At 70.1% G+C, this 24,388-nt stretch carries 18 protein-coding genes and 1 pseudogene; 14 read left to right on the top strand and 5 right to left on the bottom strand.

Annotated features, from left to right (window positions below; translation table 11 throughout):
* Positions 1-354: 354 nt before the first annotated feature.
* Together DX914_RS10970 and ybaL are read right to left on the bottom strand one after the other, a co-directional pair.
* Positions 355-1,014, bottom strand: coding sequence for a YceH family protein (locus DX914_RS10970; protein ID WP_115859002.1), 660 nt, complete (start codon positions 1,012-1,014; stop codon positions 355-357).
* A 10-nt stretch (positions 1,015-1,024) separates the two neighbouring features.
* On the bottom strand, positions 1,025-2,716 hold the full coding sequence (gene ybaL / locus DX914_RS10965) for a YbaL family putative K(+) efflux transporter (RefSeq protein ID WP_115859001.1): 1,692 nt from the start codon (positions 2,714-2,716) through the stop codon (positions 1,025-1,027).
* A gap of 188 nt (positions 2,717-2,904) precedes the next feature.
* Between ybaL and DX914_RS10960 the strand changes: the two genes are divergently transcribed.
* A complete protein-coding gene (locus DX914_RS10960) occupies positions 2,905-4,767 on the top strand; it encodes an ABC-F family ATP-binding cassette domain-containing protein (RefSeq protein WP_115859230.1) in 1,863 nt (620 codons plus the stop codon).
* Positions 4,768-5,387: 620 nt separating this feature from the next.
* Here the strand turns inward: DX914_RS10960 and DX914_RS10955 are convergent.
* Positions 5,388-7,490: a gluconolaconase gene (locus DX914_RS10955; RefSeq protein WP_115859000.1), complete on the bottom strand. Its 2,103-nt coding sequence runs from the start codon at positions 7,488-7,490 to the stop codon at positions 5,388-5,390.
* 2,366 nt (positions 7,491-9,856) lie between these two features.
* On the opposite strand from DX914_RS10955, the gene DX914_RS10950 reads away from it, so the two are divergent.
* Positions 9,857-10,177 (top strand): FmdB family zinc ribbon protein, encoded by a 321-nt coding sequence (locus DX914_RS10950; protein WP_115859229.1) that lies wholly within the window; start codon positions 9,857-9,859, stop codon positions 10,175-10,177.
* 43 nt (positions 10,178-10,220) lie between these two features.
* Here DX914_RS10950 and DX914_RS10945 read toward each other — a convergent pair whose 3' ends face one another.
* Positions 10,221-11,132 carry a DUF3011 domain-containing protein gene (locus DX914_RS10945; protein WP_231118198.1) on the bottom strand — a complete coding sequence of 304 codons (912 nt, stop codon included), beginning with the start codon at positions 11,130-11,132 and terminating at the stop codon, positions 10,221-10,223.
* Between the two features lie 240 nt (positions 11,133-11,372).
* Here DX914_RS10945 and aspS point away from each other — a divergent pair, with 240 nt between their 5' ends.
* Both aspS and DX914_RS10935 read left to right on the top strand, forming a co-directional pair.
* Complete coding sequence (gene aspS, locus DX914_RS10940) at positions 11,373-13,139, top strand: aspartate--tRNA ligase (protein ID WP_115858999.1); 1,767 nt, start codon at positions 11,373-11,375, stop codon at positions 13,137-13,139.
* Between the two features lie 39 nt (positions 13,140-13,178).
* Complete coding sequence (locus tag DX914_RS10935; RefSeq protein WP_115858998.1) at positions 13,179-13,724, top strand: GNAT family N-acetyltransferase; 546 nt, start codon at positions 13,179-13,181, stop codon at positions 13,722-13,724.
* Positions 13,725-14,013: 289 nt separating this feature from the next.
* Here the strand turns inward: DX914_RS10935 and DX914_RS10930 are convergent, their stop codons facing one another.
* A complete protein-coding gene (locus tag DX914_RS10930; protein WP_115858997.1) occupies positions 14,014-15,468 on the bottom strand; it encodes a DUF4832 domain-containing protein in 1,455 nt (484 codons plus the stop codon).
* Positions 15,469-15,644: 176 nt separating this feature from the next.
* Between DX914_RS10930 and DX914_RS10925 the strand changes: the two are divergent.
* The 10 genes and pseudogenes from DX914_RS10925 to tolA all read left to right on the top strand — a co-directional run bounded on the left by DX914_RS10925 (position 15,645) and on the right by tolA (position 24,330).
* Positions 15,645-16,326 (top strand): annotated as a pseudogene (locus tag DX914_RS10925) (esterase/lipase family protein).
* A gap of 55 nt (positions 16,327-16,381) precedes the next feature.
* Entirely contained in the window at positions 16,382-17,113 is a 732-nt protein-coding gene (locus DX914_RS10920; RefSeq protein ID WP_115858996.1) for a YebC/PmpR family DNA-binding transcriptional regulator, read from the top strand.
* Positions 17,114-17,122: 9 nt separating this feature from the next.
* A complete protein-coding gene (gene ruvC / locus DX914_RS10915) occupies positions 17,123-17,650 on the top strand; it encodes a crossover junction endodeoxyribonuclease RuvC (protein ID WP_115858995.1) in 528 nt (175 codons plus the stop codon).
* Between the two features lie 46 nt (positions 17,651-17,696).
* Positions 17,697-18,287, top strand: a complete 591-nt coding sequence (gene ruvA, locus DX914_RS10910) for a Holliday junction branch migration protein RuvA (protein WP_115858994.1) — start codon at positions 17,697-17,699, stop codon at positions 18,285-18,287.
* A 42-nt stretch (positions 18,288-18,329) separates the two neighbouring features.
* The gene (locus tag DX914_RS10905; RefSeq protein WP_115858993.1) at positions 18,330-20,294 is read left to right on the top strand and encodes a potassium transporter Kup; all 1,965 of its coding nucleotides are present in this window, start codon (positions 18,330-18,332) and stop codon (positions 20,292-20,294) included.
* A 245-nt stretch (positions 20,295-20,539) separates the two neighbouring features.
* On the top strand, positions 20,540-21,568 hold the full coding sequence (gene ruvB, locus DX914_RS10900; RefSeq protein WP_115858992.1) for a Holliday junction branch migration DNA helicase RuvB: 1,029 nt from the start codon (positions 20,540-20,542) through the stop codon (positions 21,566-21,568).
* Between the two features lie 4 nt (positions 21,569-21,572).
* Complete coding sequence (gene ybgC, locus DX914_RS10895) at positions 21,573-22,007, top strand: tol-pal system-associated acyl-CoA thioesterase (RefSeq protein WP_115858991.1); 435 nt, start codon at positions 21,573-21,575, stop codon at positions 22,005-22,007.
* 95 nt (positions 22,008-22,102) lie between these two features.
* Positions 22,103-22,882, top strand: coding sequence for a protein TolQ (tolQ, locus tag DX914_RS10890; RefSeq protein WP_115858990.1), 780 nt, complete (start codon positions 22,103-22,105; stop codon positions 22,880-22,882).
* A 51-nt stretch (positions 22,883-22,933) separates the two neighbouring features.
* The gene (gene tolR, locus DX914_RS10885; RefSeq protein WP_115858989.1) at positions 22,934-23,383 is read left to right on the top strand and encodes a protein TolR; all 450 of its coding nucleotides are present in this window, start codon (positions 22,934-22,936) and stop codon (positions 23,381-23,383) included.
* Positions 23,380-24,330 (top strand): cell envelope integrity protein TolA, encoded by a 951-nt coding sequence (tolA, locus tag DX914_RS10880; RefSeq protein WP_115858988.1) that lies wholly within the window; start codon positions 23,380-23,382, stop codon positions 24,328-24,330. Before tolR ends, tolA begins: the two co-directional genes overlap by 4 nt.
* The last annotated feature ends 58 nt before the right edge of the window (positions 24,331-24,388 follow it).

Below are 24,388 nucleotides of genomic sequence, written 5' to 3'. Positions count from 1 at the left end.
ACAGGGATGTGCCATCGAAAAATCCCCGCGCACGCAACGCTCTCGTACGGAAGCTCCGGCGAAGCGTTTTTCTTTGGTCACTTTCATTTGACGCTTATCAAAAGAAAGTGACCCGGCCGCTTGCGGACGGAAGCTGTTGTTGTTGCTCCTAAGAGCAAATCCCCCTCAATCCTCCGGCCAGAAAGCACAGCTTGCTGGCGTTCGAGTCTGCGCGAACCTGCGGTTCGCAAGCGCACGCTCTCACCCTTTTTCAAAGGGGGAAGACAAGCAAAGGGGGAAGCGAGGGGAACGAGGTTGCGGCGTAGCTGCGGATTCGCGGTCGCAGCTGGCGCAGCTCCTACAGGGGGCAGGGGCTCAGGCGCCCGCTGCGTCCAAGCGCGCTTCCAACTCCGCGATGCGGGCTTCCAACGCCGCCACGCGATCGGCCAAGCCCGGCGCGCCCGCCTCCGCCTCGTCGCCACCCACGGTCCCGGTCCACACCGGTTCGCCGCTGAGCAAGTGCCCCCAACGGTCCTCGCGCTGCCCGCTCTGCCGGCCCAACAGACGCACCAGCGGCGGACTGTGCTGGGCCAGGCGTTCCAGCGCGTACTGCACGTCGCTGCTGGATTCGAACTTGGCCAGGCGCTCGCTGCGCCCGAACAACTCGTTCAGCGTCTGCGGGCCGCGCAGCATCAGCAGCGCCAGCAGCGCAGTCTGCGGGCGGGTCAGGTCCAGCCTCTGCGCGGCGCGGTGCGCGTAACGCTCGGCGCGTGCGGTGTGCTGCGACTTGACCCAGCCGCGCGGCTCCAGCCTGCGCAGCGCGTTGGCGATCTCGCCCGGTTCCAACTGCATGGTCGGCTCGCGCGCGGTCTTCTGGTTGCAGGCCACCTGCACCGCGTTGAGCGTCAGCGGATAGACGTCGGGGGTGGTGGCTTCCTTTTCGATCAGGCAGCCGATGATGCGGGCCTCCACCGCGCTGAGCTGCGGTGCGGGGGTGTCGGAGTCGGTGGCGGGCGTGTCGTGTTCGGTGGTCATCGGCAGGGAATCAAACCAGGGTGGTGGACGGCGGCAGCTGGCGCTCGCCGCGGTAGACCGGCGCGGCCAGGACCATTTCGGCCAGGCTGTGGGCGAGCTCGCGCTCGGCCATCACCGCACCGTCGGCGCCGTGCTCGATCAGGTGGCGCACTTCGTTGTCGCTGTGGGCGCGGGCGACGATGCTCAGCTCGGGCTTGATCTCGCGCAGCTTGGCGATGATCTCGCCGGCCTCCAGCGCCTGCGGAATGGCCAGCATCACCGTGGTCGCGCGTTCGGGCACCGCCTCGCGCAGCACCCGCTCGTTGGCGGCGTTGCCCAGAATCGCCGGCAGGCCGGCCGCGCGCGCCTTGGCGATCAGGCTTTCCTCGCCGTCGATGACCACCAGCGGCACCCGGTGCTCGGTGAGCAGGCGCGCCAGTTCGCTGCCGACGCGGCCGTAGCCGATCAGGATCACGTGGTTGTCGATGTCGGCCGGCACGGCCGGCTGCACGGGGTCGGTCCTGGCCTCCTGCAGCGCCGCGGCTTCGCGCGCCTGCTTGCGGTCCAGCCAGGCGAACAGCAGCGGGTTGACCACGATCGACAGCAGCGCGCCGGCCAGGATCAGGTCCTGACCCTCCGGCGGCAGGATTTCCAGCTGCAGGCCCAGGCCGGCCAGGATGAAGGAGAACTCGCCGATCTGGGCCAGGCTGGCCGAGATCATCAGCGCGGTGGAGTTGGGTTTGCCGAACGCGCGCACGATCGCGTAGGCGGCGATGGACTTGCCCAGCACGATGATGGCGAAGGTGGCCAGCACCTCCAGCGGCTTTTCGACCAGGATCATCGGATTGAACAGCATGCCCACCGAGACGAAGAACAGCACCGCGAACGCGTCGCGCAGCGGCAGGGTCTCGTTGGCGGCCTGGTGGCTGAATTCGGATTCGTTGAGCAGCATGCCGGCGAAGAACGCGCCCAGGGCGAAGGACACGCCGAACAGTTCGGCCGAGCCGAAGGCCACGCCCAGCGCGATCGCCAGCACGCACAGGGTGAACAGTTCGCGCGAGCCGGTGCCGGCCACGCGCTCGAGGATCCACGGGATCACCCGGCGACCGACGATCAGCATGACCGCGACGAAGGCGCCGACCTTGGCGAAGGTCTTGAACAGCGCGCTCCACACCTCGCTGGCGTCGCCGGCCTCGCCCTTGAGCAGTCCGGCCAGTGCCGGCAGCAGCACCAGCGCCAACACCATCGCCAGGTCCTCGACGATCAGCCAGCCCACCGCGATCCGGCCCTTGGCGGTTTCCACCAGGCGCCGTTCCTCCAGCGCGCGCAGCAGCACCACGGTACTGGCCACCGACAGCGCCAGGCCGAACACCAGGCCGGCGCCATGCGACCAGCCCAGGAACCGCGCCAGGCCCCAGCCCATGACCGCCGCGGCGCCGATCTGCACCACCGCGCCGGGCAGGGCGATGGCCTTCACCGCCAGCAGGTCGCGCATGGAGAAATGCAGGCCCACGCCGAACATCAGCAGGATCACGCCGATTTCGGCCAACTGCGGGGCCAGGGTCTGGTCGCCGACGAAGCCCGGGGTGAAGGGGCCGGCGACGATGCCTGCGATCAGATAGCCCACCAGCGGCGAGAGGCGCAGGCGCTGGGCCAGCGCGCCGAAGGCGAACGCCAGCACGAAGCCGGCGACGAGGATCGCGATCAGGGAGGTGTGATGCATCGGATCTCCTGTCGTGTCGGTCTGCAAGCATGTGGGCCGGGGGGCGCCGATGCAAGCCGCAGCCTAGCGCTGCGGACCCGAAAAGCGCGCGAAAACGGCCGCCGGACGCGCTGCAGCGGGCCATGCAGGGCCGGCGGGGCAGGGCGCGGGACGGGCGCCGGAGCGCGGCCCCGGCTACAATGCGCGCCATGATTGCCTTCCGTGATTTCGCCCTGCGGCGCGGCGAACGCCTGCTGCTGTCCAACGTAGACCTTGCCCTGCACGCCGGCTGGCGTGTGGGCGTGATCGGCCGCAACGGCACCGGCAAGTCCTCGCTGTTCGCCGCGATCCAGGGCGAAGTCGAGGCCGACCGCGGCGACATCGACGTGCCCGCGCGCGTGCGCATCGCCAGCGTGGCCCAGGAAACCCCGGCCCTGGACGACGAGGCGCTGGATTTCGTGCTCTCCGGCGACGACCGCGTCTACCAGGCGATCCTGGCCGAACGCGCGGCGGTGGAGCGCGAGGACTGGGAAGCGGTGGCCGAGGCCCATCACCGGCTCGAGGAGCTGGGCGGCTACGACGCCAGCGCGCGCGCCGGCAAGCTGCTGCACGGCCTGGGCTTCTCCGCCGACACCCACAGCCGCGCGGTCAAGGAATTCTCCGGCGGCTGGCGCGTGCGCCTGAACCTGGCGCGCGCGCTGATGACGCCGTCGGACCTGCTGCTGCTCGACGAGCCCACCAACCACCTCGATCTGGACGCGGTGCTGTGGCTGGAACAATGGCTGCTCAAGTACCCGGGCACGCTGCTGCTGATCTCGCACGACCGCGAGTTCCTCGACGGCGTCAGCACCCACACCCTGCACCTGCACGAGGGCAAGGCCAAGCTCTACACCGGCGACTACACCGCCTTCGAGCGCCAGCGCGCCGAGCAGTTGCGCCAGCAGCAGATCGCGTTCGAGAAGGAACAGGCCGAGCGCGCCCACCTGCAGAGCTTCATCGACCGCTTCAAGGCCAAGGCCAGCAAGGCCAAGCAGGCGCAGAGCCGGATGAAGCGCCTGGCCAAGCTGGCCGGCACCGAGGCGGTGCGCGCCGAGCGCTCGCTGCGCATCGAGCTGCCGGCGCCGGTGAAGTTGCCGCATGCGTTGCTGCGCATCGCCGATGCGGACTGCGGCTACGGCTCGCACACGGTGCTGCATAACGTCGGTTTCATCCTCGAAGCCGGCGACCGCGTCGCCCTGCTCGGCCCCAACGGCGCCGGCAAGTCGACCCTGGTCAAGTCGCTGGTCGGCGAACTGCCGCTGCTGGGCGGCGAGCGCGGCGGCCACCCGGACCTGCGCATCGGCTACTTCGCCCAGCACACGGTGGAATCGCTGCGCGAAGGCGCCAGCCCGATCGACCTGCTCGGCGACATCGCGCCGGGCGTGGCCACCCAGCAGCTGCGCGATTTCCTGGGCAAGTGGAACTTCCCCGGCGACCGCGCGTTCGAGTCGGTGGACGGTTTCTCAGGCGGCGAGCGCGCGCGCCTGGCGCTGGCGCTGATCGCCTGGCGCAAGCCCAACCTGCTGCTGCTGGACGAACCCACCAACCACCTCGATCTGGACATGCGCGAGGCGCTGGCCGAGGCGCTGGCCGATTTCGACGGCGCGATCGTGCTGGTCTCGCACGACCGCCACTTGATCGGCCTGGTCTGCGAAACCTTCGTGCGCGTGGCCGACGGCGTGGCCCAGTACTTCGACGGCGATCTGGACGCCTACGCCAGCTGGCTGCGCACGCGCGACAGCAGCGGCGACGGCAAGGCGCCGCGCGCGGCCGCTCCGGCCGCGGCACCGCCGCCGCCCGCGGCGCCGGCCGGCAAGGGCCGCAAGGTCAATGCGCACAAGCTGGCGCAGGCCGAGGCCAGGGTGGCGGAGCTGGAGTCCAAGCTGCACACGCTGGACATGGACCTGGCCGATCCCACGCGCTATGCCGGCGGCGGCGACAACGCCGCCGAGCTGGCGCGCAAGCGCGAGGCGATGGCGGAGGAGTTGGCGCAGGCCGAAGCCGACCTGTTGCTCCTGTATGACGCGGCCTAAGCCGCGACCGCGAATCCCAACTACGACGAATCCCACGAGCCCCCTGTAGGAGCTGCGCAAGCTGCGACCGCGAATCCGCAGCTACGCCGAAGCTTTCGGTCGGCTGGGGGTCTGCCCTGGCGCCTTGGGGTAGGAGCGGCGTGAGCCGCGATCCGCTCCGAGCTCGCGAAGGTGTCTGGGTGTGCTGGTTTAAGCAACAGCAACAGCTTCCGTCCGCAAGCGGACGGGTCACTTTCTTTTGATAAGCGTCAAAAGAAAGTAACCAAAGAAAAACGCTGTCCTTGGACAGAGCTCCCCTGCGAGATCGAAGCGCGCGCCGGGATTTTCCGATCGGGCCTCCTGCCCGAGCGGAAAACGGCGCACGTCCTGTGCGCCGCCCCCCGCCTTCGCGGGGGCAGGCTCTTCGGGTCTTCTATTGGGGTGGAGAGTTCGATGCCCGATCAAGAGCATTCGCGCTGCGCGCTCACCCCCTCACCCTAGCCCTCTCCCGCAAGCGGGAGAGGGGATGCATCCGACGCCGCTTGTGCTTTAGCCCCTCTCCCGCTTGCGGGAGAGGGGTTGGGGTGAGGGCACGCGAAGCTGCGATCTTGCGCCGTCATCCACGGTCCGGCGCTGCGATCTCAACGCACGCGCACTTCCAAATCCCGCCGCGACTGCGCCGCGTTGCCGCTGTAGTCCTGCGCGGTGATGCGCAAGATGTAGTCGCCCGGCGGCAAGGTTTCCGGCTGCCACGCTCCCACCGCCAACCGCCCGTCGCGGGCGGTGTTGGTAAGCACGTAGCGGAAGCGGGTGATCGCGCTGCCGTGTACGGTCACGCCGCTGCCGTCGGCGTAGACGATCTGGGTGGCTTCGTCCTCGGCCGGCATGCGCTCGAAGCGCAGATTGACCACCGGCGCTTCGTAGCCGGGCAACGGCTGGCCCGCGGCGTCCAGCCACTGGTAGCCCAGCGCGTACAGCCCAAGCCGGCGGCGCGGCAGATTGCGGTCCACCTGGTCCCAGGCGTCGACCACGATCTGCAGGCCGCCGCCGTCGCGCGCCACCAGCAGGCGGCCGTCCTCGCGCTCCTGCAGCGGTTGCGCGAGCGCGTCGAGCAGGGCGATGCGTTCGATCTGCGGCGCGTAGCGGTCGCTGAAGCCGGCGAAATCCAAGACCATCGCATTGCGCTCGTAGCCGCTGGCGCCCAGCACCAGGTGCACGTGCGCCATCGGGTTGATCGTGCCCAGGGTATCGCCCACGCGGAAGCGGGTGCCGCGCTGCACGCGCATGCGCCGCAGCTTGCCTTCCTCATCCAGCAGCGCCTGGAAGCGCGCCGGATCGATCGGATCGCCGTTGGCTTTGCGGCCCACGCGCATGTGGATGTAGGACAGCGCGTCCAGGGCCATGCCTTCGCCGAGCTCGCCCAGGCCCCAGGAGCTGTTGGGGTTGCTGACCTTGCCGTCGGCGATGGCCAGCACCGGCTGGCCGACATCGCCGGCGATATCCAGGCCGCCGTGCAAGTGATGGCGCGCTTCGCTGCCGCCGTCGCCACGTACCTCGCCCAGCGTGCCCACCACTTCGTGCCAGGCGTACTGCGGCGCCAGCGGCCAGCGGCCTTCGCTGCGCGGTAGCGGGTTCTGCGGCGAAGGGCCGGCCGCGCCGACCACCGGCGGCGCATCCGCCGTCGGCGCGGGCGCCAAGCGGTGCACGCGGTAGCTCTGCGCATCGGCCACCACCAGGCTGCCGTCGGGCGCCAGGGCCAAGGCCGACGGACGCGCCAGGCGCTGGGCCTGGGTGGCGCCGCTGACCACGTGCATCTGCCGGTCCAGGCCCAGCTGCAGCACGCGGCCGCGCGCCATTTCGCCGATGTAGAGCACGCTGTCGTGGGTGAGCGCCAGGCTCAGCGGGCGCCGCAGCGCGGTTGACGGGTCTTCGGCTTGCGTGCGCAGCACCGTGTCCACCGCGCCGTCCAGGCCGATGCGGCGGATCGCATTGTTGCGGGTGTCGGCGACGTAGACGCGGCCGTGCCGGTCCAGCGCCAGGCCGGTGGGCGTGTCGAAGCGCGCGAGCGGGCCGGGACCGTCCTGGTAACCGGGCTGGTCGCCGCCGGCCAGGGTGAGCACCTGACCGTCGCGCCGGATCACCCGGATGCGGTCGTTGTAGGTGTCGGCCACATAGACGTTGCCTTGCTTGTCCAAGGCCACGCCGACCGGGCCGTTGAAGCGCGCCTGCGCGCCCGGGCCGTCGCGGTAACCGGCCGTGCCGTCGCCGGCCAGGGTGCTGACCCGGCCCTGCGGATCGAGCTTGCGGATGGCGTGGTTGCCGGTGTCGGCGATGTAGAGATTGCCGGCCGCGTCCAGGGCGATGCCCGAGGGCGTGTCGAATGCCGCCGCTGCGCCGACGCCGTCGCGGAAGCCTTCGTCGGCACCGGCCAGCGTGACCACGCTGCCGTCGGCGCGGATCGCGCGGATGCGGTTGTTGTCGCCGGCATCGGCGACATAGACGGTGCCGTCGCGGCCCAGCGCCAGACCGTAAGGGTCGGCGAAACGCGCCTGCGCGGCGGCGCCGTCGCGCCAGCCCGATACGCCGTCGCCGGCGCGCAATTGCAGCTGTCCGGCCCAGCCCAGCGGCGTGCGCTCGGGCACGGCGGGCTTGCGGCGCAGAGCGGTGGGTTCGAAGACGAAGGTAGCGGCCAATGCGGCGGCAGTGAGGCCGATCGCCAGCCCCAGCCAGAGGTTTCGGGACATGCGGTTCCTAGTGACGGCGGCCGCGTGCGGCCGGCCGGGAGCGAGCCGGAATTCTAAGCTGCGCCCAGGGCGCGTGCCGATACGACCGGTTCGGCGCAAAAAACCCCCGCTGGCGGCAAAGTCGGCGTAACCGGCGCCGCGTAGCGTCCCCCCCACGCGCGCCATGGGTTAGATTGCCGCGCGCGCTCGGGGATGGTCCCGTGCGGTTTGCATTGGGGATGCGAATGCGCTGGAACAAGAAGTGGCTCGCGGCGATCGCTGTGGCCGTAGTCGTGGCCGCGTTCGCGTCGCCGGTGTTTCACAAGGCTTTCCAGCTCGCGCTCGCGCGTGCCGGTACGATCGCGCAGGCGCTGCCCGGCGAGTCCGCCGAGCCGATCGAGGCGCACGGCTCGCAGCCCAAGCTGCCGCCGATCGCGCTGACGATCTCGGGCGAAATCCTGGGCCTGGCGCCCGGCGCTGCGCCGGAAGCCATCCTGGTCCGAGTCGGCAGCCGCAGCTTCAACGGCCAGATCCACGGCAGCGGCTACCTGGCCACGATCGACGCGCTGGACCGCGCCGACATGGTCAGCGTGGAGGTGCGTTCGCAGCGCGTGCGCTATCGCAGCATCGTCGGCAGCTTCGCCAAGCTGGTCGCGCGTTCGGGCGGCGATCGCCGGGTCGAGGCCAGCGAGCTGCAGACGCTGCGCGTGTCGCCCTTGAGCAGCGCGCTGGCCTTCCTGGTGCGTTACGCGCTCGAGGGCCGCGATGCGGTCAGCGACCAGGAGTTCGAGCGCGCCAGCCGCAGCCTGTTCGGCGAAGACGTATTCGAGGCGCGTGCCCTGCTCGACGGCGTCGCCTCCGGCGCGGTCGCGCTGCCCCCGGGCTATGCCGACGGTCAGCAACTGCTGGAGAACGAAGCCGCCTACAGCCAATGGATCGATAGTCAGAACGGGCGCTCTCCCAGCGCCGAGGCGATGTTCCAGCAAATCGGCCACGCGCCGCTGTCGTCCTTGTCCGAGCTGCCGCTGCAGCTGCTGCTGATGGCCACGGTCCAGCGCGACAACTACCCGGTGTTCGCCAACGAGCCGCAGCTGCTGCTGGGCAATACCGACGGCAGCTACGGCTGGTACACGGGCCAGACCGAGGAAGCGCCGGTGCGCTATCGCACGGAACTGAACGCCTCGGGGGACGTGCGGCTGTCGCCGCTCGCTCCGCGCGTGTACGAGCGCTACGAGGCGGTCGAGCGCGTGCGATTGAGCCTGGATCGCGTCGTGCTGCGGCGCCTGTTCGACGGCGACCGTCACGGATTGTGGGTGGCGCGCGAGCAGTGGAACCGAACCTCCGTCGACCGGCCGGGGACGACGCTGGACCCGTATATCGAGATCCGTCTGTGGTCGGGGTCCGACCTGCAGCAGGTCGCGCGCACCGGCGCCTGGACCTCGGCGCCCAGCCGGCGTGCCTTGCCCTGGCCCTGTGTCAGGAGCAACGTGCTGTTCGCCAGCGGTCAACGCCTGGAAACCTGCGACTTCGCCCAGCACCGCTTCGATCCGGGCGGCAGCGGCGCTACCGAGGACCATGGCCCCAAGATCGACGCTTACATGCGGCCGCAGGCTGCGGGCGGCGGCGTCGCCTTCGACTGGTCCGTCGAGCGCAATCAATTGTTGGTGCGCACGCCGCTGGCGACGCTGCGCTACTGGAGCATCGACGGCGACGACGAGACCGTCGACACCGTGGTCTATCTGGCCACCGGCAATTCCGGCGCCACCGCCGGGCAGGTTTGGACGGGCGTGAGCGGGTCCCTGGCGATCGGCGACGTGCCGTTCCAGGCCGGGCAGGCCGTAGGCACCTGGATCCCGGCCTCGGCGCAGATCGCGGCGACCATGTACCCGAACCCGCACCACACGCTGGAATTCCAGCACGATGCCGGTGGCGACGGCCAACAGCGCGAGAACGGGTATGGCAGCGGTCCCCGCGGCGCGCCCCTGCGCTGGGAGACGGTGGACGGCCGGATCTATCAGACCTACAGCAGCGCCGTTTTCGACCGCCGCGAAGGCCAGCGCAGCGTTCGCGACTGCGCCAGCGCCTTCGCGGCCGGGGCGCTGACCTGCGCGCCCTCGCGGGTGCGCTACTTCCAGCCGCTCAAGCGGGTCGGCGACGGCTGGTACGGGATCGAGGACCTGCACCTGCAGTTCGAGCAGAAGCCGGCCGGCTATACCGGTCCCTATCAGGCGGTGAGTACCGGGGTGCGGCCCAATTACTACCGCTGCACCGACGGCGCCTGCCGGACGCCCTCGGCCCCGGGCCTGCCGGCCAGCCTGGTTATGGTTGAATCGGCCAGGTTCGCCCCCACTGTCCCCGTCGTCCGTCCCCGAAAGACCCGAATCGCGATGCCCATCTACGCCTTCCAGTGCAATGCCTGCGGCCATAGCTTCGACCGCCTGCAGAAGCTGTCCGACGCCGACCCCAGCGCCTGCCCGTCCTGCGGCGCCGAGGCCGTGGGCCGGCAGCTGACCGCGCCGCAGTTCCGCCTGGCCGGCGGCGGCTGGTACGAAACCGACTTCAAGAAGGACGGGGACAAGAAGCGCAACCTGGTCGACGGCGGCACCGCCGCGGCCAAACCGGCCGAGAGCAAGCCCGAACCGGCCAAGAGCGAGCCGGCCAAGACCGAGACCAAGCCGGCGGCCAAGCCCGCCGCCTCGGCCGACTGAACGCAGCGGACGCCGGCCCGGCGCCCGCCGCGCCGGCGCTCACTCAGTTGCCGAACACGCCGCGGCAGCCGCGGCTGACCCAGATCGCGGTGGCCGAGCTGATGCCCCAGGTCTGGCCCTGGATGCAGGGCTGGCGGGAAACCTGCTGGATCAGGCGGGGCACGCCGTAACCCGGCGGCCAGGCGCAGGTGGTGGTGCGGTTGTCGTTGCTGGAGCAGCTGACCCGGCGCCCGCCCACCGGCGGCTGCACCTGGTAGTCGGCCACGAACTCGGCGCGGCAGCCCTGGCTGACCCAGACGCTGCCGTTCTGCTGCTGCCAGCTGCGGCCTTCGACGCAGGCCGAGCTGGACAACTGCCGCGACAGCCGGGTGCGCCCGTTCCACGGCACCTGGCAGGTGCGCGGGCGGCCGTCGTTGCTCTCGCAGCGCACGGTCTGGCCCACCGGCGGCACCGGCGGGCTCAGGCCGGGCCCGAACTCGCCGCGGCAGCCGCCGCTGACATAGATGTTGCCGTCGCGCGACTGCCAGGTCTGGCCCTCGGTGCAGGGCGTCTTGGACAGCTGCCGCAGCAGCCGCGAATAGCCGTTCCAAGGCGCGCGGCAGGTGCGCGGGCGGCCGTCGGTGCTTTCGCAGCGGATGCTGCCGCCGGGCTGCGGGCCCGGGCCGACTCCGCCGCCGCCCAAGGATGTGGCGATGTCGGACTTGATCCGGCTGAAGGTCCAGTTGGAACGGTTGACCTGGTCCAGGTAGAAGCGCAACTGATCGTCCGGGATGCGGCGGCCGCCGGACTGTTCGGAATATTCCAGGCTGATCACCCGCACCTGGTCGTTGTGCGACAGGGTGCGCAGGTTCTCGGGCGCGTAGGCGCGGGTTTGCACCTGGGCCTGGACCAGCGCGGGCGTGGCCAGGGCGGCCAGGCACAGCGCCAGCGACAGCGGTTTGAGCAGTTTCAGCATGGCCTTTCCCCCAGCCGGATGATGCGCGCGGCGGTCCGGGCCGCGGCCGGTCGTGCAGACGGAACGAGGGCGGAACGGATACGTAGGGAATGCAGCCCGAAGGCGCGGGGCCGGACAAGTAACCGGCCGGAGCCGTTAAGATAGCGTGTTCCCGGCCCCGGCCGGGACGCGCCGGCCCCGCCTGGCGCCCCCCACCGTGCCGGCCCCGCCGCCGGCCGCCGTTTCGATCCCGGAGTTTTCATGCGTACCCACTTCTGCGGCCTCGTCGACGAGGCGCTGATCGGCCAGACCGTCACCCTGTGCGGCTGGGTCAACACCAACCGCGTCCAGAGCCACGTGGTGTTCACCGATCTGCGCGATCACGAAGGCGTGGTCCAGATCGTGGTCGACTCGGACATGGGCGAGCTGTTCAAGGCCGCCAGCGATCTGAGCGTGGAGAGCTGCGTCCGCGTGACCGGCACCGTGCGCGCGCGCGGCGCGGCCAACGAGAAGATCCGCAGCGGCAAGGTCGAAGTGCTGCCGTCGCGGATCGAAGTGCTGAACAAGGCCGAGCCGCTGCCGTTCCACGCCCACGAGAATGCCGGCGAGGAAACCCGCCTGACCTACCGCTACCTGGACCTGCGCCGTCCGGAGATGCAGAAGATGATGCGCACGCGCATCCGCCTGGTGCAGTCGCTGCGCCGCTGGCTGGACGAGCGCGGCTTTCAGGACATCGAGACCCCGATCCTGACCAAGGCCACGCCCGAGGGCGCACGCGACTTCCTGGTGCCGGCGCGCATGCATCCGGGCGAGTTCTACGCGCTGCCGCAGTCGCCGCAGCTGTTCAAGCAGATCCTGATGGTGGCCGGCTTCGACCGCTATTACCAGATCGCGCGCTGCTTCCGCGACGAAGCCCTGCGCGCCGATCGCCAGCTGGAATTCACCCAGCTGGACATGGAATTCGCCTGGGTGTCCGAGCGCGACGTGCAGGACACCGTGGAGGACATGATCCGCGTGGTGTTCAAGGACACCATCGGCGTGGAGCTGGACGCGCAGTTCCCGCGCATGACCTATGCCGAGGCCATGCGCCGCTACGGTTCGGACAAGCCCGACCTGCGCATCGACCTGGAATTCGCCGACATCGCCGAGCTGGTCAAGAACTGCGAGTTCAAGGTCTTCACCGACTGGGCCAACCACGCCGACGGCCGGGTGATCGCGCTGCGCGCGCCGGGCGCCGCGGGCTGGTCGCGCAAGCAGATCGACGAGGCCGGCGCGCATGCGGCCAAGCACGGCGCCAAGGGCCTGGCCTGGATGAAGATCGAGGACGCCGGCAAGGGCCGCGAGGGCATCAACTCGCCGATCGCCAAGTTCTTCGACGACGCCACCCTGGCCGCGATCGTCGCGGCCGCCGGCGCGCAAACCGGCGACATGATCTTCTTCGGCGCCGCCGACGCCAAGACCGCCAGCGACTTCATGGGCGCGCTGCGCCTGAAGCTGGGCAAGGACCTGGGCCTGGTCGGCGAGGGCTGGAAGCCGCTGTGGGTCACCGACTTCCCGATGTTCGAGTGGGACGAAGAGGCGCAGCGCTACGTGGCCCTGCACCACCCCTTCACCGCGCCGGCCGTGGACGACATCGCCGACCTGCGCGCCAACGCCAAGACCGCCGTGTCGCGCGGTTACGACATGGTGCTCAACGGCAACGAGATCGGCGGCGGTTCGATCCGCATCCACCGCCCGCAGATGCAGTCGGCGGTGTTCGACCTGCTCGGCATCGGCGCGGAAGAAGCCGAGGCCAAGTTCGGCTTCCTGCTCGACGCGCTCAAGTACGGCGCGCCGCCGCACGGCGGCATCGCCTTCGGCATCGACCGCATCGCCGCGCTGATGGCCGGCACCGAGTCGATCCGCGACGTGATCGCCTTCCCCAAGACCACCACCGCGCAGTGCCTGATGACCGGCGCGCCGTCGCCGATCCCGGACGCGCAGCTGGCCGAAGTGCATGTGATGGTGCGGCCGAAGGATCCGGCCTAAGCCGGGTCCGGACGGCGTTCGTTCCTGCGCGGTCCTACGATGAACGCCACGCCCGTCTACGCCATTCGCCGCGCCGGCCCCGCCGACGCGACGTTGTTGTCCGACCTGGCGTCGCGCACTTTCAGCGAAACCTTCGGCCATCTGTACCCGCCGGAGCATCTGCAGCGCTTCCTCGACGACAGCTACTCGCTGCAGGCGCAGGCGCGCCCCCTGGCCGATCCGCAGTGCGCGGTGTGGCTGCTGGAGCGCGACGGCATCGCCGTGGGCCATGCCCTGGCCGGTCCCTGCGGCCTGCCGCACGCCGAGGTCGCGCCCGGCGACGGCGAACTCAAGCGCCTGTACGTGCTGCGCGAGGCGCAGAACGGCGGCTGGGGCGGGCGCTTGTTCCAGACGGCGCTGGACTGGCTGCTGCGCGACGGCCCGCGCACGCTGTGGATCGGCGTGTGGTCGGAAAACCACGGCGCCCAGCGCTTCTACGCCCGCCACGGTTTCGTCCACGTGGGCGATTACGAATTCGTGGTCGGCGACACCCGCGATCACGAATACATCCTGCGGCGCCCGGCTGGCAGCCCTGTTGCGGGGTAGGAGCGGCGCAAGCCGCGACCGCCATGTTTCGGCTGCTGCGTAATAGCGATTCCACCGGCCTCGCCGCTTGCGCCGCCGTTCGCTTTGTCGTGGTCGCGGCTCGCGCCGCTCCTACAGGAACTTTGGTCGCTGCCGGCACATGTTTTGTTGCTCCGGGGTAGGAGCGGCGTGAGCCGCGACCGCGTGCTTGGGCTACGGCGTGGTCGCGACTCACGTCGCTCCTACCCCAAGGCAGCAAGCGGCGCGCGGCGATTGCGGGAGCGGCATTCGCCGCTCCCACGGGCAACGCTCAACGCGCCGCCGTTACGTCCACCGCTCCCAGCGTCAACCGCCGCGCACTGTCGCGCCCGACGTTCTGCGGCGCGATCGCGCGGCGCCCCGGCCAGCTGTCGGCCAGCGCCAGCTTCAGCGTGTAGCGCCCCGGCGCCAGCGACGCGGGCACGGTAGCCTGCAGCTCGGCGCTGTGCGCGGCGCCGGGCAGCAACCCGGTCAGCGGATAGTCCAGCACCGACTTGGCCCGCACCGTGCCGGCCGCATCCAGCCAATGCAGCTCGGCCTGGTAGACCTGATACAGCGGCGCCACGCCGGTGTTCTGGATGCTCAGCGTGACCGGCAGGGCGGCGCCGGCCGTCGTGGTGTCGGCCCAGGCCACGCGGCGCACGGTGAACTCGTAGCCCAGCGCGCGCTTGATGCCGACCAGCTTGGCGCGGAACGCGGCGGTGCCGGTGTTCTCGTGCTGCCCGGCCGGGCCCAGCCAGGTCAGGTGGTAGTCGCGCACCAGCTTGACGATGTCGGCGGTGCGGTCGGTCCAGCTGCGCTTCTGATCGGCATACGGGCTTTCCCCGCCGATAGGGTTCTGGCGCCAGTTCTCGCGTGCCGCCGGCACCTCGTTCTGATAGCCCCATTCCAGGTTCCACCAGCCGGTGTCGTCGCAGCGCGGCAGCTTGGGCGTGTAGGCGTTGCAGCGCGCGGTGAACGAGGGGAAGAAGTCCTCGCTGAAACCGAAGCCGGCGCCGCCCACGTCGCTGGCGCGGGCGTAGCGCGTGTGCAGCGGGGTCTGCCGGAACGCGGCGACGTAGGCCTCGCGCACCAGCGCGCGCGTGGTCGCGTCGGGCTCGTAGCTGGCGCAGCCGGAGGTGTGCCATTCGCCCCAGAAGCCGAGCAGGCCCACGTGCACGGCGGTGATGCGCGGGTCGCCGTCGTAGCGCGCGGCGAAGGCGCGCACGAACTGCTGCAGCTGCTCGCGCATGGCCGGGCTGTTGTAGTCCGGCGCCACGCCGGGGCCGTCGCCGCCGCAGTTGCTGTAGCTGCGGCCGGCGACGTTCAGCGGCGGCAGGCCCAGGAACTTGGGGTAATCGCGCTCGGGCTGCTCGGCGTCGTAGTAGTGGTGGATGTTGTTGCCCACGCTGTCGGGGTAGTCGGCCACCGGCCGCAGCACGAAGGTGGCGTTGGGGTCTTCGGCCAGGATCGGCGCCAGGTGGCGCCGCTCGAAGCCGTCCCAGTCGTACTGTTCATCGGCGGTCTCCACTTCGCGCCAGGGCAGGTAGATCTGGTAGATCGAGGCGCCGTAGTGGTTGTCCGGCAGGCCGCCGTCGGCGCCGACCGTGGTGCCCCACAGCAGGAAGCCGCGGTGCGGGTTGTTGAGGTCGTCGTTGCTCTGCGCGGGCAGCAGCTCGCCGGCGCGGGCGGGCAGGGCGGCCAGGGCCAGGGCGAGCGCTGCGGGCAATACGGATCGCAGGTCCATGTGGACTCCGTGGGGGTGGGGAGCGGCGATGCTGGCCGCCGCGCGGCGCGGCCGCCTAGGCGCGGCATCACAATCCGCGCCGGCCCGCCGGTGGGACAACCGTTCCGCTAGCGCGGTCACGCTGCGTCCAGGCGCGGCGCGAGCCGCGCGACTTGCCTGGCATCGGGGCGGCCCCGATATCGTTAGCCGGACCGGACAGGGATCGACGCGATGACGGCAGCGCAGACGCAACGGGTGGTGCTGTTGCACGGCATCTGGATGCCGGGCCTGTCGATGCGCTGGATGGCCCAGCGCCTGGCCGCGGCCGGCTACGTGCCGGAGATCTACGCCTACCCCGGCGCCGGCGGCGGCCCGGATGCGGCGCTGCCGCCGCTGGTGCGGCGATTGTCGGCCGAGCCCTGCCACGTGCTGGCGCACAGCCTGGGCGGCCTGATGACCCTGAGCGCGCTGACCGCGCACCCGCAGCTGCCGGTGCGTCGGGTGGTCTGCCTGGGCTCGCCGCTGTGCGGCAGCGCCGCCGCCGGCGGGCTGGCCCGGCGCCCCTGGACCCTGGCCGCGCTGGGCCGCAGCGCCCAGCTGCTGCAGCGCGGCTGCCCACCCTGGCGCGGCCGCGCCGAGGTGGCGGTGATCGCCGGCAGCAGCCCGCACGGCCTGGGCCGCCTGTTCGCCGGCTTCGATGGCGACAACGACGGCACGGTGTCCGTGGCCGAGACCCGCCTGGACGGGCTGGCCGACCATGCGGTGATCCCGGCCAGCCATACCGGCCTGCTGTTCTCGCCCGAGGCCGCGGCGATGGCGGCGGCCTTCTTCCGCCACGGCCGCCTGCGGCCGGCGCCGGCGGGCGCCGCCGCCCGGTAATTACCCGCTATCGAGTAAAATCGCCGGCTTGTTCACAGATTGAGCCGGTAACGCCATGGGTAGAGGTCCGTCGATCGAAGCGCGCAAGAACGCCGAGGACGCGCGCCGCGGCAAGATCTTCACCAAGATCATCCGCGAGATCAGCGTCGCCGCGCGCCGCGGCGGCGGCGATCCGGGCGGCAATCCCAGCCTGCGCAGCGCCATCGACAAGGCGCTGTCGGCGAACATGTCCAAGGACGTGATCGAGCGTGCGGTCAAGAAGGCCACCGGTACGCTGGAAGGCGTGGAATACGAAGAAGTGCGCTACGAGGGCTACGCGCCCGGCGGCGTGGCGGTGATCGTGGACTGCCTGACCGACAATCGCGTGCGCACCGTGGCCGATGTGCGCCACGCCTTCGGCAAGTTCGGCGGCAACCTGGGCACCGACGGCTCGGTCGCGTTCCTGTTCGCCAAGCGCGGCGTGCTCTGGTTCCCGGCCGGTTCGGACGAGGACCGGGTGACCGAGGCCGCAATCGAGGCCGGCGCCGACGACGTGGTGGTCTACCCCGACGACGGCTCCATCGACGTGCTGACCGCGCCGGAGGCCTTCGCCGAGGTCAAGGCCGCGATGGAAGCCGCCGGGCTCAGGCCCGAGCAGGCCGAGGTCACCTACCGCGCCGAGAACGACATCGCCGTGAGCGGCGAGACCGCGCAGCAGGTGGTCAAGCTGCTGGGCTGGCTGGAAGACCTGGACGACGTGCAGAACGTGTATTCCAACGCCGAACTCGGCGCCGACGCCTACGCCTAAGCCGCCGACGTGATCCGCATCCTCGGCATCGACCCCGGTTCGCAGCGGACCGGCCTGGGCGTCATCGACGTGGCGGCCGACGGCCGTTGCACCTACGTGCACGCGCAGGCGCTGAAGCTGCTCGACGCCGACGACTTCCCGTCGCGGCTGGGGCTGCTGTGCGAGGGCCTGGAGGCGGCGCTGGAGGAATGGCAGCCGCAGCAGGTCGCGATCGAAACGGTGTTCATGGACAAATCGGCGACCTCGGCGCTGAAGCTGGGCCATGCCCGCGGCGCCGCGCTGGCCACCGTGGTGCGCCGGCGCTTGCCGATCAGCGAGTACCCGCCGCGGGTCATCAAACAATCACTGGTGGGCCGCGGCGCGGCCGACAAGCAGCAGATCCAGCACATGGTGCGGCTGCTGCTGAACCTGCCGGAAATGAAGCTGCAGGCCGACGCCGCCGACGCCCTTGCGGTGGCGCTGACCCATGCGCATATGAGCGCTACGGCGGCGCGCACCGGCCTGAGCACCGCGCAGCTGCGCAGGCGCGGCGCATGAGCCGCCGCGCCAGAACCCGGGGAATCCGTCGCATGGGAGCCTGTCCGTGATCGGTCGTCTCAAAGGCATCTTGGTGCATAAGGCGCCGCCCTGGATCGTGGTCGACGTCAACGGCGTGGGCTACGAGCTGGAAGCGCCGATGAGCACCTTCTACGACCTGCCCGAGTTGGGCCGCGAAGTCGCGTTGTTTACCCATTACGCGCAGAAGGAAGACAGCGTGTCGCTGTACGGCTTCCTGCGCGAAACCGAGCGGCGCCTGTTCCGCGACGTGCAGAAGGTCAGCGGCATCGGCGCCAAGATCGCCCTGGCCGTGCTGTCGGGCGTGCCGGTGGAGGAGTTCGCGCGCCTGGTCCAGGCCGGCGACGTGACCGCGCTGACCCGCATTCCCGGCATCGGCAAGAAGACCGCCGAGCGCATGGTGGTGGAGCTGCGCGACCGCGCCGCGGACTTCGCCGGCGCCGGCGCGACCATCGGCAGCGCCGGCGTGCCCGCCGATCCGCAGAGCGAGGCCGTCGTGGCCCTGCAGCAGTTGGGCTACAAGCCCGCCGAGGCCGCGCGCATGGCGCGCGAGGCCACCGCCGCCGGCGACGATGCCGCCGCCATCATCCGCAAGGCGCTAAAGTCCGCGCTGCGCTGAGCCCAAGGCGGCGTTCCCGCCGCCCCGGAGCACCTAGCAACCATGGCTTCCACCGTCCCCTCCACCCCCGCGCCGAAACGCAAGCCCGGCCACGACGCCGCTGGCCATAGCCATGGCCACGGCAACAAAGGCCTGGCCGGCCTGGTCGTCGGCGCGATCGGCGTGGTCTTCGGCGACATCGGCACCAGCCCGCTGTACACGCTGAAGGAGGCGTTCTCGCCGCACTTCGGCCTGGTCGGCCCCGGCGTGGGCCCGGTGGAATTCCACGACACCGTGCTGGGCATCCTGTCGCTGGTGTTCTGGGCGCTGATGATCGTGGTCACGCTCAAGTACGTGACCATCATCATGCGCGCCGACAACGAGGGCGAGGGCGGCGTGATGGCGCTGATGACCCTGGCCCAGCGCACCCTGGCCAAGGGCGGGCGCTCGGCCTACGTGGTCGGCATTCTGGGCATCTTCGGCGCCTCGCTGTTCTTCGGCGACAGCGTGATCACTCCGGCCATCACCGTGCTCGGCGCGGTCGAGGGCCTGGAAGTGGCCGCGCCCGGCCTGCACCGCTTCATCGTGCCGATCACCGTGGTGATCCTGGTGATCGTGTTCCTGGCCCAGCGCTTCGGCACCGAGAAGGTCGGCCGCATCTTCGGCCCCATCACCACGGTCTGGTTCCTGGCCCTGGCCGCGATCGGCATCCACAACATCATCGACGCGCCGGAAGTGCTCAAGGCGCTGAACCCGATCTGGGGCGTGCGCTTCTTCCTCGACCACGGCGCGCATTCGGTGCTGATCCTGGGCGTGGTGGTGCTGGCGGTGACCGGCGGCGAAGCGCTGTACGCCGACATGGGCCACTTCGGCGCGCGCCCGATCCGCTACGCCTGGTACATCCTGGTGCTGCCCTGCCTGATGCTGAACTACCTGGGCCAGGGCGCGTTCGTGCTCGACCACCCCGACGCGGTGCGCAACCCGTTCTTCGAGGCGGTGCCGGCCTGGGCGCTGTACCCGATGATCGTGCTGGCCACCATGGCCGCGGTGATCGCCTCGCAGGCGGTCATCACCGGCGCCTTCTCGGTGGCGCGCCAGGCCATGCAGTTGGGCTACATCCCGCGCATGCAGATCAAGCACACCTCGCACGACACCATCGGCCAGATCTACGTGCCCTACATCAACTGGGTGCTGGCGATCACGGTGATCGGCGTGGTCCTGGCCTTCCGCAGCTCCACCGCGCTGGCCACCGCCTACGGCATCTCGGTCTCGGCCACCATGCTGATCGACACCCTGCTGCTGGCCCTGGTCGCGCGCGCGCTGTGGCCGCGCTGGCGCACCTGGGTGCTGCCGCTGTGCGTGGTGTTCTTCATCGTCGACGTGGGCTTCGTCATCGCCAACGGCGCCAAGTTCTTCGAGGGCGCCTGGTTCCCGGTGGTGCTGGGCCTGACCGTGTTCACCGTCATGCGCACCTGGCGCCGCGGCCGCGAGCTGCTGCACGAGGAAGTGCGCAAGGAAGGCATCCAGCTCGACAGCTTCCTGCCCGGCCTGATGCTGGCCCCGCCGGTGCGCGTGCCCGGCACCGCGGTGTTCATGACCGCCGACAAGGGCGTGGTGCCGCATGCGCTGCTGCACAACCTCAAGCACAACAAGGTGCTGCACGAGCGCAACGTGTTCCTGACCGTGGAAACGCTGAACGTGCCGCACGCGCCGCGCGAGAAGCGGCTGAAGATCGAGGCCATCGGCGACGACTTCTACCGCGTGCTGATCCGCTTCGGCTTCATGGAAGTGCCCGACGTGCCGCTGGCGCTGATGCGCTCCTGCGACGCCGGCGGCATCTACTTCGATCCCATGGACACCACCTATTTCGCCAGCCGCGAAACCGTGGTCGCCAGCCGCCACCGCGGCATGCCGATCTGGCGCGACCGCCTGTTCGCCTTCATGCACCGCAACGCGGCGCCTGCGACGGGCTTCTTCCGCATTCCCGGCAACCGCCTGGTCGAGCTGGGCGCGCAGGTCGAGATCTAGGCTCTCGCGCGCTTGAGCCCCTCTCCCGCTGCGCGGGAGAGGGGTTGGGGTGAGGGCACGCGAACCAACCACCTCGCGCCGCCAGCCCCACTCCGCACGCCCTCATCCGCCCTCCGGGCACCTTCTCCCGCAAGCGGGAGAAGGGAGCGATATCACCCCCCATTCGCCGCACCCGCCGCCCTGGCCACCGCCAACCGCCACCGCCGTCGCCCCAGAACCGTCCCCGCGCATGCGAACATAGCCGCATGAACGAGCAGCGCATCATCGCCCCCGGCGCCACCCGCGAAGACGAGGCCCTGGAGGCCTCGATCCGGCCCAAGCGCCTGGACGAATACCTGGGCCAGCAGCCGGTCCGCGAGCAGCTGAAGATCTACATCGAGGCCGCCCGCCAACGCCAGGAGGCGCTGGACCACGTGCTGATCTTCGGCCCGCCGGGCCTGGGCAAGACCACCCTGAGCCACGTGATCGCCAACGAGCTGGGCGTGAACCTGCGCCAGACCTCGGGCCCGGTGATCGAGAAGGCCGGCGACCTGGCCGCGCTGCTGACCAACCTGCAGCCGCACGACGTGTTGTTCGTGGACGAAATCCACCGCCTCTCGCCCGTGGTCGAGGAAGTGCTGTACCCGGCGATGGAGGACTACCAGATCGACATCATGATCGGCGAGGGCCCGGCCGCGCGTTCGATCAAGCTCGACCTGCCGCCGTTCACCCTGATCGGCGCGACCACCCGCGCCGGCCTGCTGACCGCGCCGCTGCGCGACCGTTTCGGCATCGTCCAGCGCCTGGAGTTCTACAGCGCCGAGGAACTGACCCGGATCGTGCGCCGCTCGGCGCAGATCCTGGGCATCGCCTGCGAGCCCGAGGGCGCGGCCGAGATCGCCAAGCGCTCGCGCGGCACCCCGCGCATCGCCAACCGCCTGCTCCGGCGCGTGCGCGACTACGCCCAGGTGCGCGCGGCCGGCCATATCGACCGCGAGGTGGCCGACGCCGCCATGGCCATGCTCAAGGTCGACCCGGAAGGTTTCGACGAACTCGACCGGCGCCTGCTGAATACCATCGTCGACTCCTTCGACGGCGGCCCGGTCGGGGTGGAATCCCTGGCCGCGGCGCTGAGCGAGGAGCGCGGCACCCTGGAAGACGTGATCGAGCCCTATCTGATCCAGCAGGGCTACCTGATCCGCACCGCACGCGGGCGCATGGCCACGCCCAAGGCCTACCGGCACCTGGGCCTGAAGCCCAAACCCAACAACGGCGGGCTATTCGACGGAGGTTGATGCGGTGATTGCTCCGGCGTTCAGTTGGCCGACACGCGTCTATTGGGAAGATACCGACGCCGGTGGCGTGGTCTACCACGCGCAATACCTGGCGTTCCTGGAACGCGCGCGCAGCGAATGGGTGCGCGCGCAGGGCTACGGCCAGGATCGGTTGCGGCGGGAATTCGGCCTGGTGTTCGCGGTACGCGCCATGCAGATCGACTTCCTCAAGCCCGCGCGCCTGGACGACGCCTTGCAGGTGACGGCCGAGCTGCGCGACTGCCGCCGCGCCAGCCTGGTGTTCGCCCAGGCCATCCACCGCGACGGCGAGCGGCTGTTGACCGCGACCGTGCGCGTGGCGGCATTGGATGCCGAAGGGTTCCGCCCCACGCCGATCCCGCCGTCGCTGTACGAACCGCTGAAGGCGCTGGAAACCCCGGTGCAAGACCAGCTCAAGTAAGACCGCCCCAAGTAAGACCGCCCCAAGTAAGACCGAACAACCCGAACACCGTAAGCCACCATCAGGCCCGTGCAGCGGGCTACGGAGAACCAAGCATGACCTCATCGTTGATCGCGCTGCTGGCCACGACCGTGGAAGCCCTGCCGGAAGAGGCCGCCAGCGTGGCGACGCAGGCCGCTGCCGCCGCGGCGACGGGCGAGTTCAGCCTGCTCGACCTGGTGCTCAAGGCCAGCATCCCGGTGCAGTTCATCATGGCCCTGCTGGTGCTGGCCTCGATCACCTCCTGGATCATCATCTTCCGCAAGTGGAAGGTGATCCGCCGGGCCAAGAACGAGGCCGACCATTTCGAGGAGCGCTTCTGGTCGGGCGCCGAGCTGAGCAAGCTCTACGCCGGCACCACCGAGCGCAACCGCGGCATCGGCGGCCTGGAGGCGATCTTCGAGGCCGGTTTCCGCGAGTTCAACCGCATCCGCCAGCGCCGCGGCGTCGACGCCCGCGCCCAGCTCGAAGGCGCCCAGCGCGCCATGCGCGCCACCGGCTCGCGCGAGCTCGACGGCCTGGAGCACAACCTGGAACTGCTGGCCAACATCGGCTCCACCTCGCCCTACATCGGCCTGGTCGGCACCGTGTTCGGCATCATGGTCACCATGCATTCGCTGATCTCGACCACCAAGCAGGTCGGCATCGCCGACGTCGCCCCGGGCATTTCCGAGGCGCTGCTGGCCACCGCGATGGGCCTGTTCGTGGCGATCCCGGCGGTGTGGGCCTACAACCGCTTCGCCACCGGCGTGGAGCGCCTGTCGGTGCGCTACGACGCGTTCTCCGAAGAGTTCTCCTCGATCCTGCAGCGGCAGGCGCACCTCGACGAGGCCTAACCCGAAGCGACCGCTTCGGCCGTTAAGACCCACGAACACGAGAGGAACGCCATGTCCGGCCTAGCCGCACGCCGCCATCGCAAGCGCAAGCTCAAGTCCGAAATCAACGTCGTGCCCTACATCGACGTGATGCTGGTGCTGTTGATCATCTTCATGGTCACCGCGCCCTTGCTGACCCTGGGCATCGACGTCGATCTGCCCAATTCCAACGCCAAGTCCATCGAGACCAAGAACGACCCGGTGGTGGTCCAGGTCGACAAGGATGGCAACTACTTCCTGACCGTGAAGGCCGGGAAGAAGGAGGGTGTGAGCCGCCAGACTCTGCTGACCCGCGTGCGCGCCCTGGTGGCCGAGAACGAGAAGGGCAAGCTGCAGGTCTACGTGGGCGGCGACGGCAACGTGAAGTACCAGATCATCATGGACGCCATCGACACGCTCAAGGACGCGGGCGTGGAGAAGGTGGGCCTGATGAGCCAGCCCGAGAAGGGCGCGGCGCAATGAGGGAAACCCGCGCCGACACCGCGCAGGCGGTCGGCCTGGCCGTGCTGCTGCACGGCCTGCTGATCCTGGCGATCGTGCTCAGCGCCTTGTTCAACTGGAGCGGCTCGGCCGGCGGCGGCGGTTCGCTCATGCAGACCGAACTGGTCGACGCCAGCGAACTGTCGGCGGCCATGCAGCGCACCCTGCGCAGCAAGGTCGATCCGGTCAAGGAGCCGGTGCCCGAACCCGACGAGCCGCTGCCGCAGCCCGAACCCGAGCCGCGCCCGCAGGACGCCACCACCCCGGCGCAGCAGAGCGCGCAGGACTTCATCCCGCTGCCCGACGACGTCAGTCAGGAGCAGGTGGTCGACACCCCGACCCCGAACCCCGCCACCGAGCGCGAGCTGCAGGAGGCCAAGCAGCGCCAGGAGCAGGTCGACCTGACCGAGCAGCAGCGCCAGCTCGAGGCCCAGGAGAAGCAGCGCCTGGCCGAGCAGGAAGAGATCGAGCGGCAGAAGAAGATCGACGAGATCCGGCGCAAGCGCGACCTGGCCGCGCGCGCGACCCGGATGGAGCAGCAGCGCCTGGAGCAGTTGGCCGACGCCAGCGCCAGCCGCGCCTCGACCCAGGCCGCCCAGTCCGACGCCGCCGCCAGCGCCCAGGCCGGCCCCGGCGGGGCCGGCGACCCGGGCCTGCAGGCGGCCTACATCGCGGCCCTGCAGGCGGCGATCAAGTCCAAATGGACCCGCCCCGACAGCGTGCCGCTGGGGGCCAAGTGCCGCCTGGTCATCCGCCAGCTGCAGGGCGGCGAAGTCATTGACGTGAAAGTGTCTTCGCCCTGCTCCTACGATGAACAGGCGCAGCGCTCGATCGAGGCCGCGGTGCTCAAGGCCCAGCCCTTGCCCTACGCGGGCTTCGAGAAGGTGTTCAACCGCCAGCTCAACTTCACTTTTACCGCCCAGGACTAGCCTGGGCGCCGTTCGGCCTGAATTCGTTCAGCTTTGAGGTGGCGTTCACCTCCAAACT

Origin of the sequence: Lysobacter silvisoli (assembly GCF_003382365.1) — a bacterium.
GTDB lineage: Bacteria > Pseudomonadota > Gammaproteobacteria > Xanthomonadales > Xanthomonadaceae > Lysobacter > Lysobacter silvisoli.
The sequence above is the reverse complement of the archived record's forward strand: the minus strand, read 5'-3'. Positions and strand labels throughout refer to the sequence as shown.

Coding starts and splice junctions, on each gene's coding strand:
- DX914_RS10970 (WP_115859002.1), bottom strand. CDS start 1,014: ATGACCACCGAACACGACACGCCCGCCACCGACTCCGACACCCCCGCA.
- ybaL (WP_115859001.1), bottom strand. CDS start 2,716: ATGCATCACACCTCCCTGATCGCGATCCTCGTCGCCGGCTTCGTGCTG.
- DX914_RS10960 (WP_115859230.1), top strand. CDS start 2,905: ATGATTGCCTTCCGTGATTTCGCCCTGCGGCGCGGCGAACGCCTGCTG.
- DX914_RS10955 (WP_115859000.1), bottom strand. CDS start 7,490: ATGTCCCGAAACCTCTGGCTGGGGCTGGCGATCGGCCTCACTGCCGCC.
- DX914_RS10950 (WP_115859229.1), top strand. CDS start 9,857: ATGCCCATCTACGCCTTCCAGTGCAATGCCTGCGGCCATAGCTTCGAC.
- DX914_RS10945 (WP_231118198.1), bottom strand. CDS start 11,132: ATGCTGAAACTGCTCAAACCGCTGTCGCTGGCGCTGTGCCTGGCCGCC.
- aspS (WP_115858999.1), top strand. CDS start 11,373: ATGCGTACCCACTTCTGCGGCCTCGTCGACGAGGCGCTGATCGGCCAG.
- DX914_RS10935 (WP_115858998.1), top strand. CDS start 13,179: ATGAACGCCACGCCCGTCTACGCCATTCGCCGCGCCGGCCCCGCCGAC.
- DX914_RS10930 (WP_115858997.1), bottom strand. CDS start 15,468: ATGGACCTGCGATCCGTATTGCCCGCAGCGCTCGCCCTGGCCCTGGCC.
- DX914_RS10920 (WP_115858996.1), top strand. CDS start 16,382: ATGGGTAGAGGTCCGTCGATCGAAGCGCGCAAGAACGCCGAGGACGCG.
- DX914_RS10905 (WP_115858993.1), top strand. CDS start 18,330: ATGGCTTCCACCGTCCCCTCCACCCCCGCGCCGAAACGCAAGCCCGGC.
- ruvB (WP_115858992.1), top strand. CDS start 20,540: ATGAACGAGCAGCGCATCATCGCCCCCGGCGCCACCCGCGAAGACGAG.
- tolQ (WP_115858990.1), top strand. CDS start 22,103: ATGACCTCATCGTTGATCGCGCTGCTGGCCACGACCGTGGAAGCCCTG.
- tolR (WP_115858989.1), top strand. CDS start 22,934: ATGTCCGGCCTAGCCGCACGCCGCCATCGCAAGCGCAAGCTCAAGTCC.
- tolA (WP_115858988.1), top strand. CDS start 23,380: ATGAGGGAAACCCGCGCCGACACCGCGCAGGCGGTCGGCCTGGCCGTG.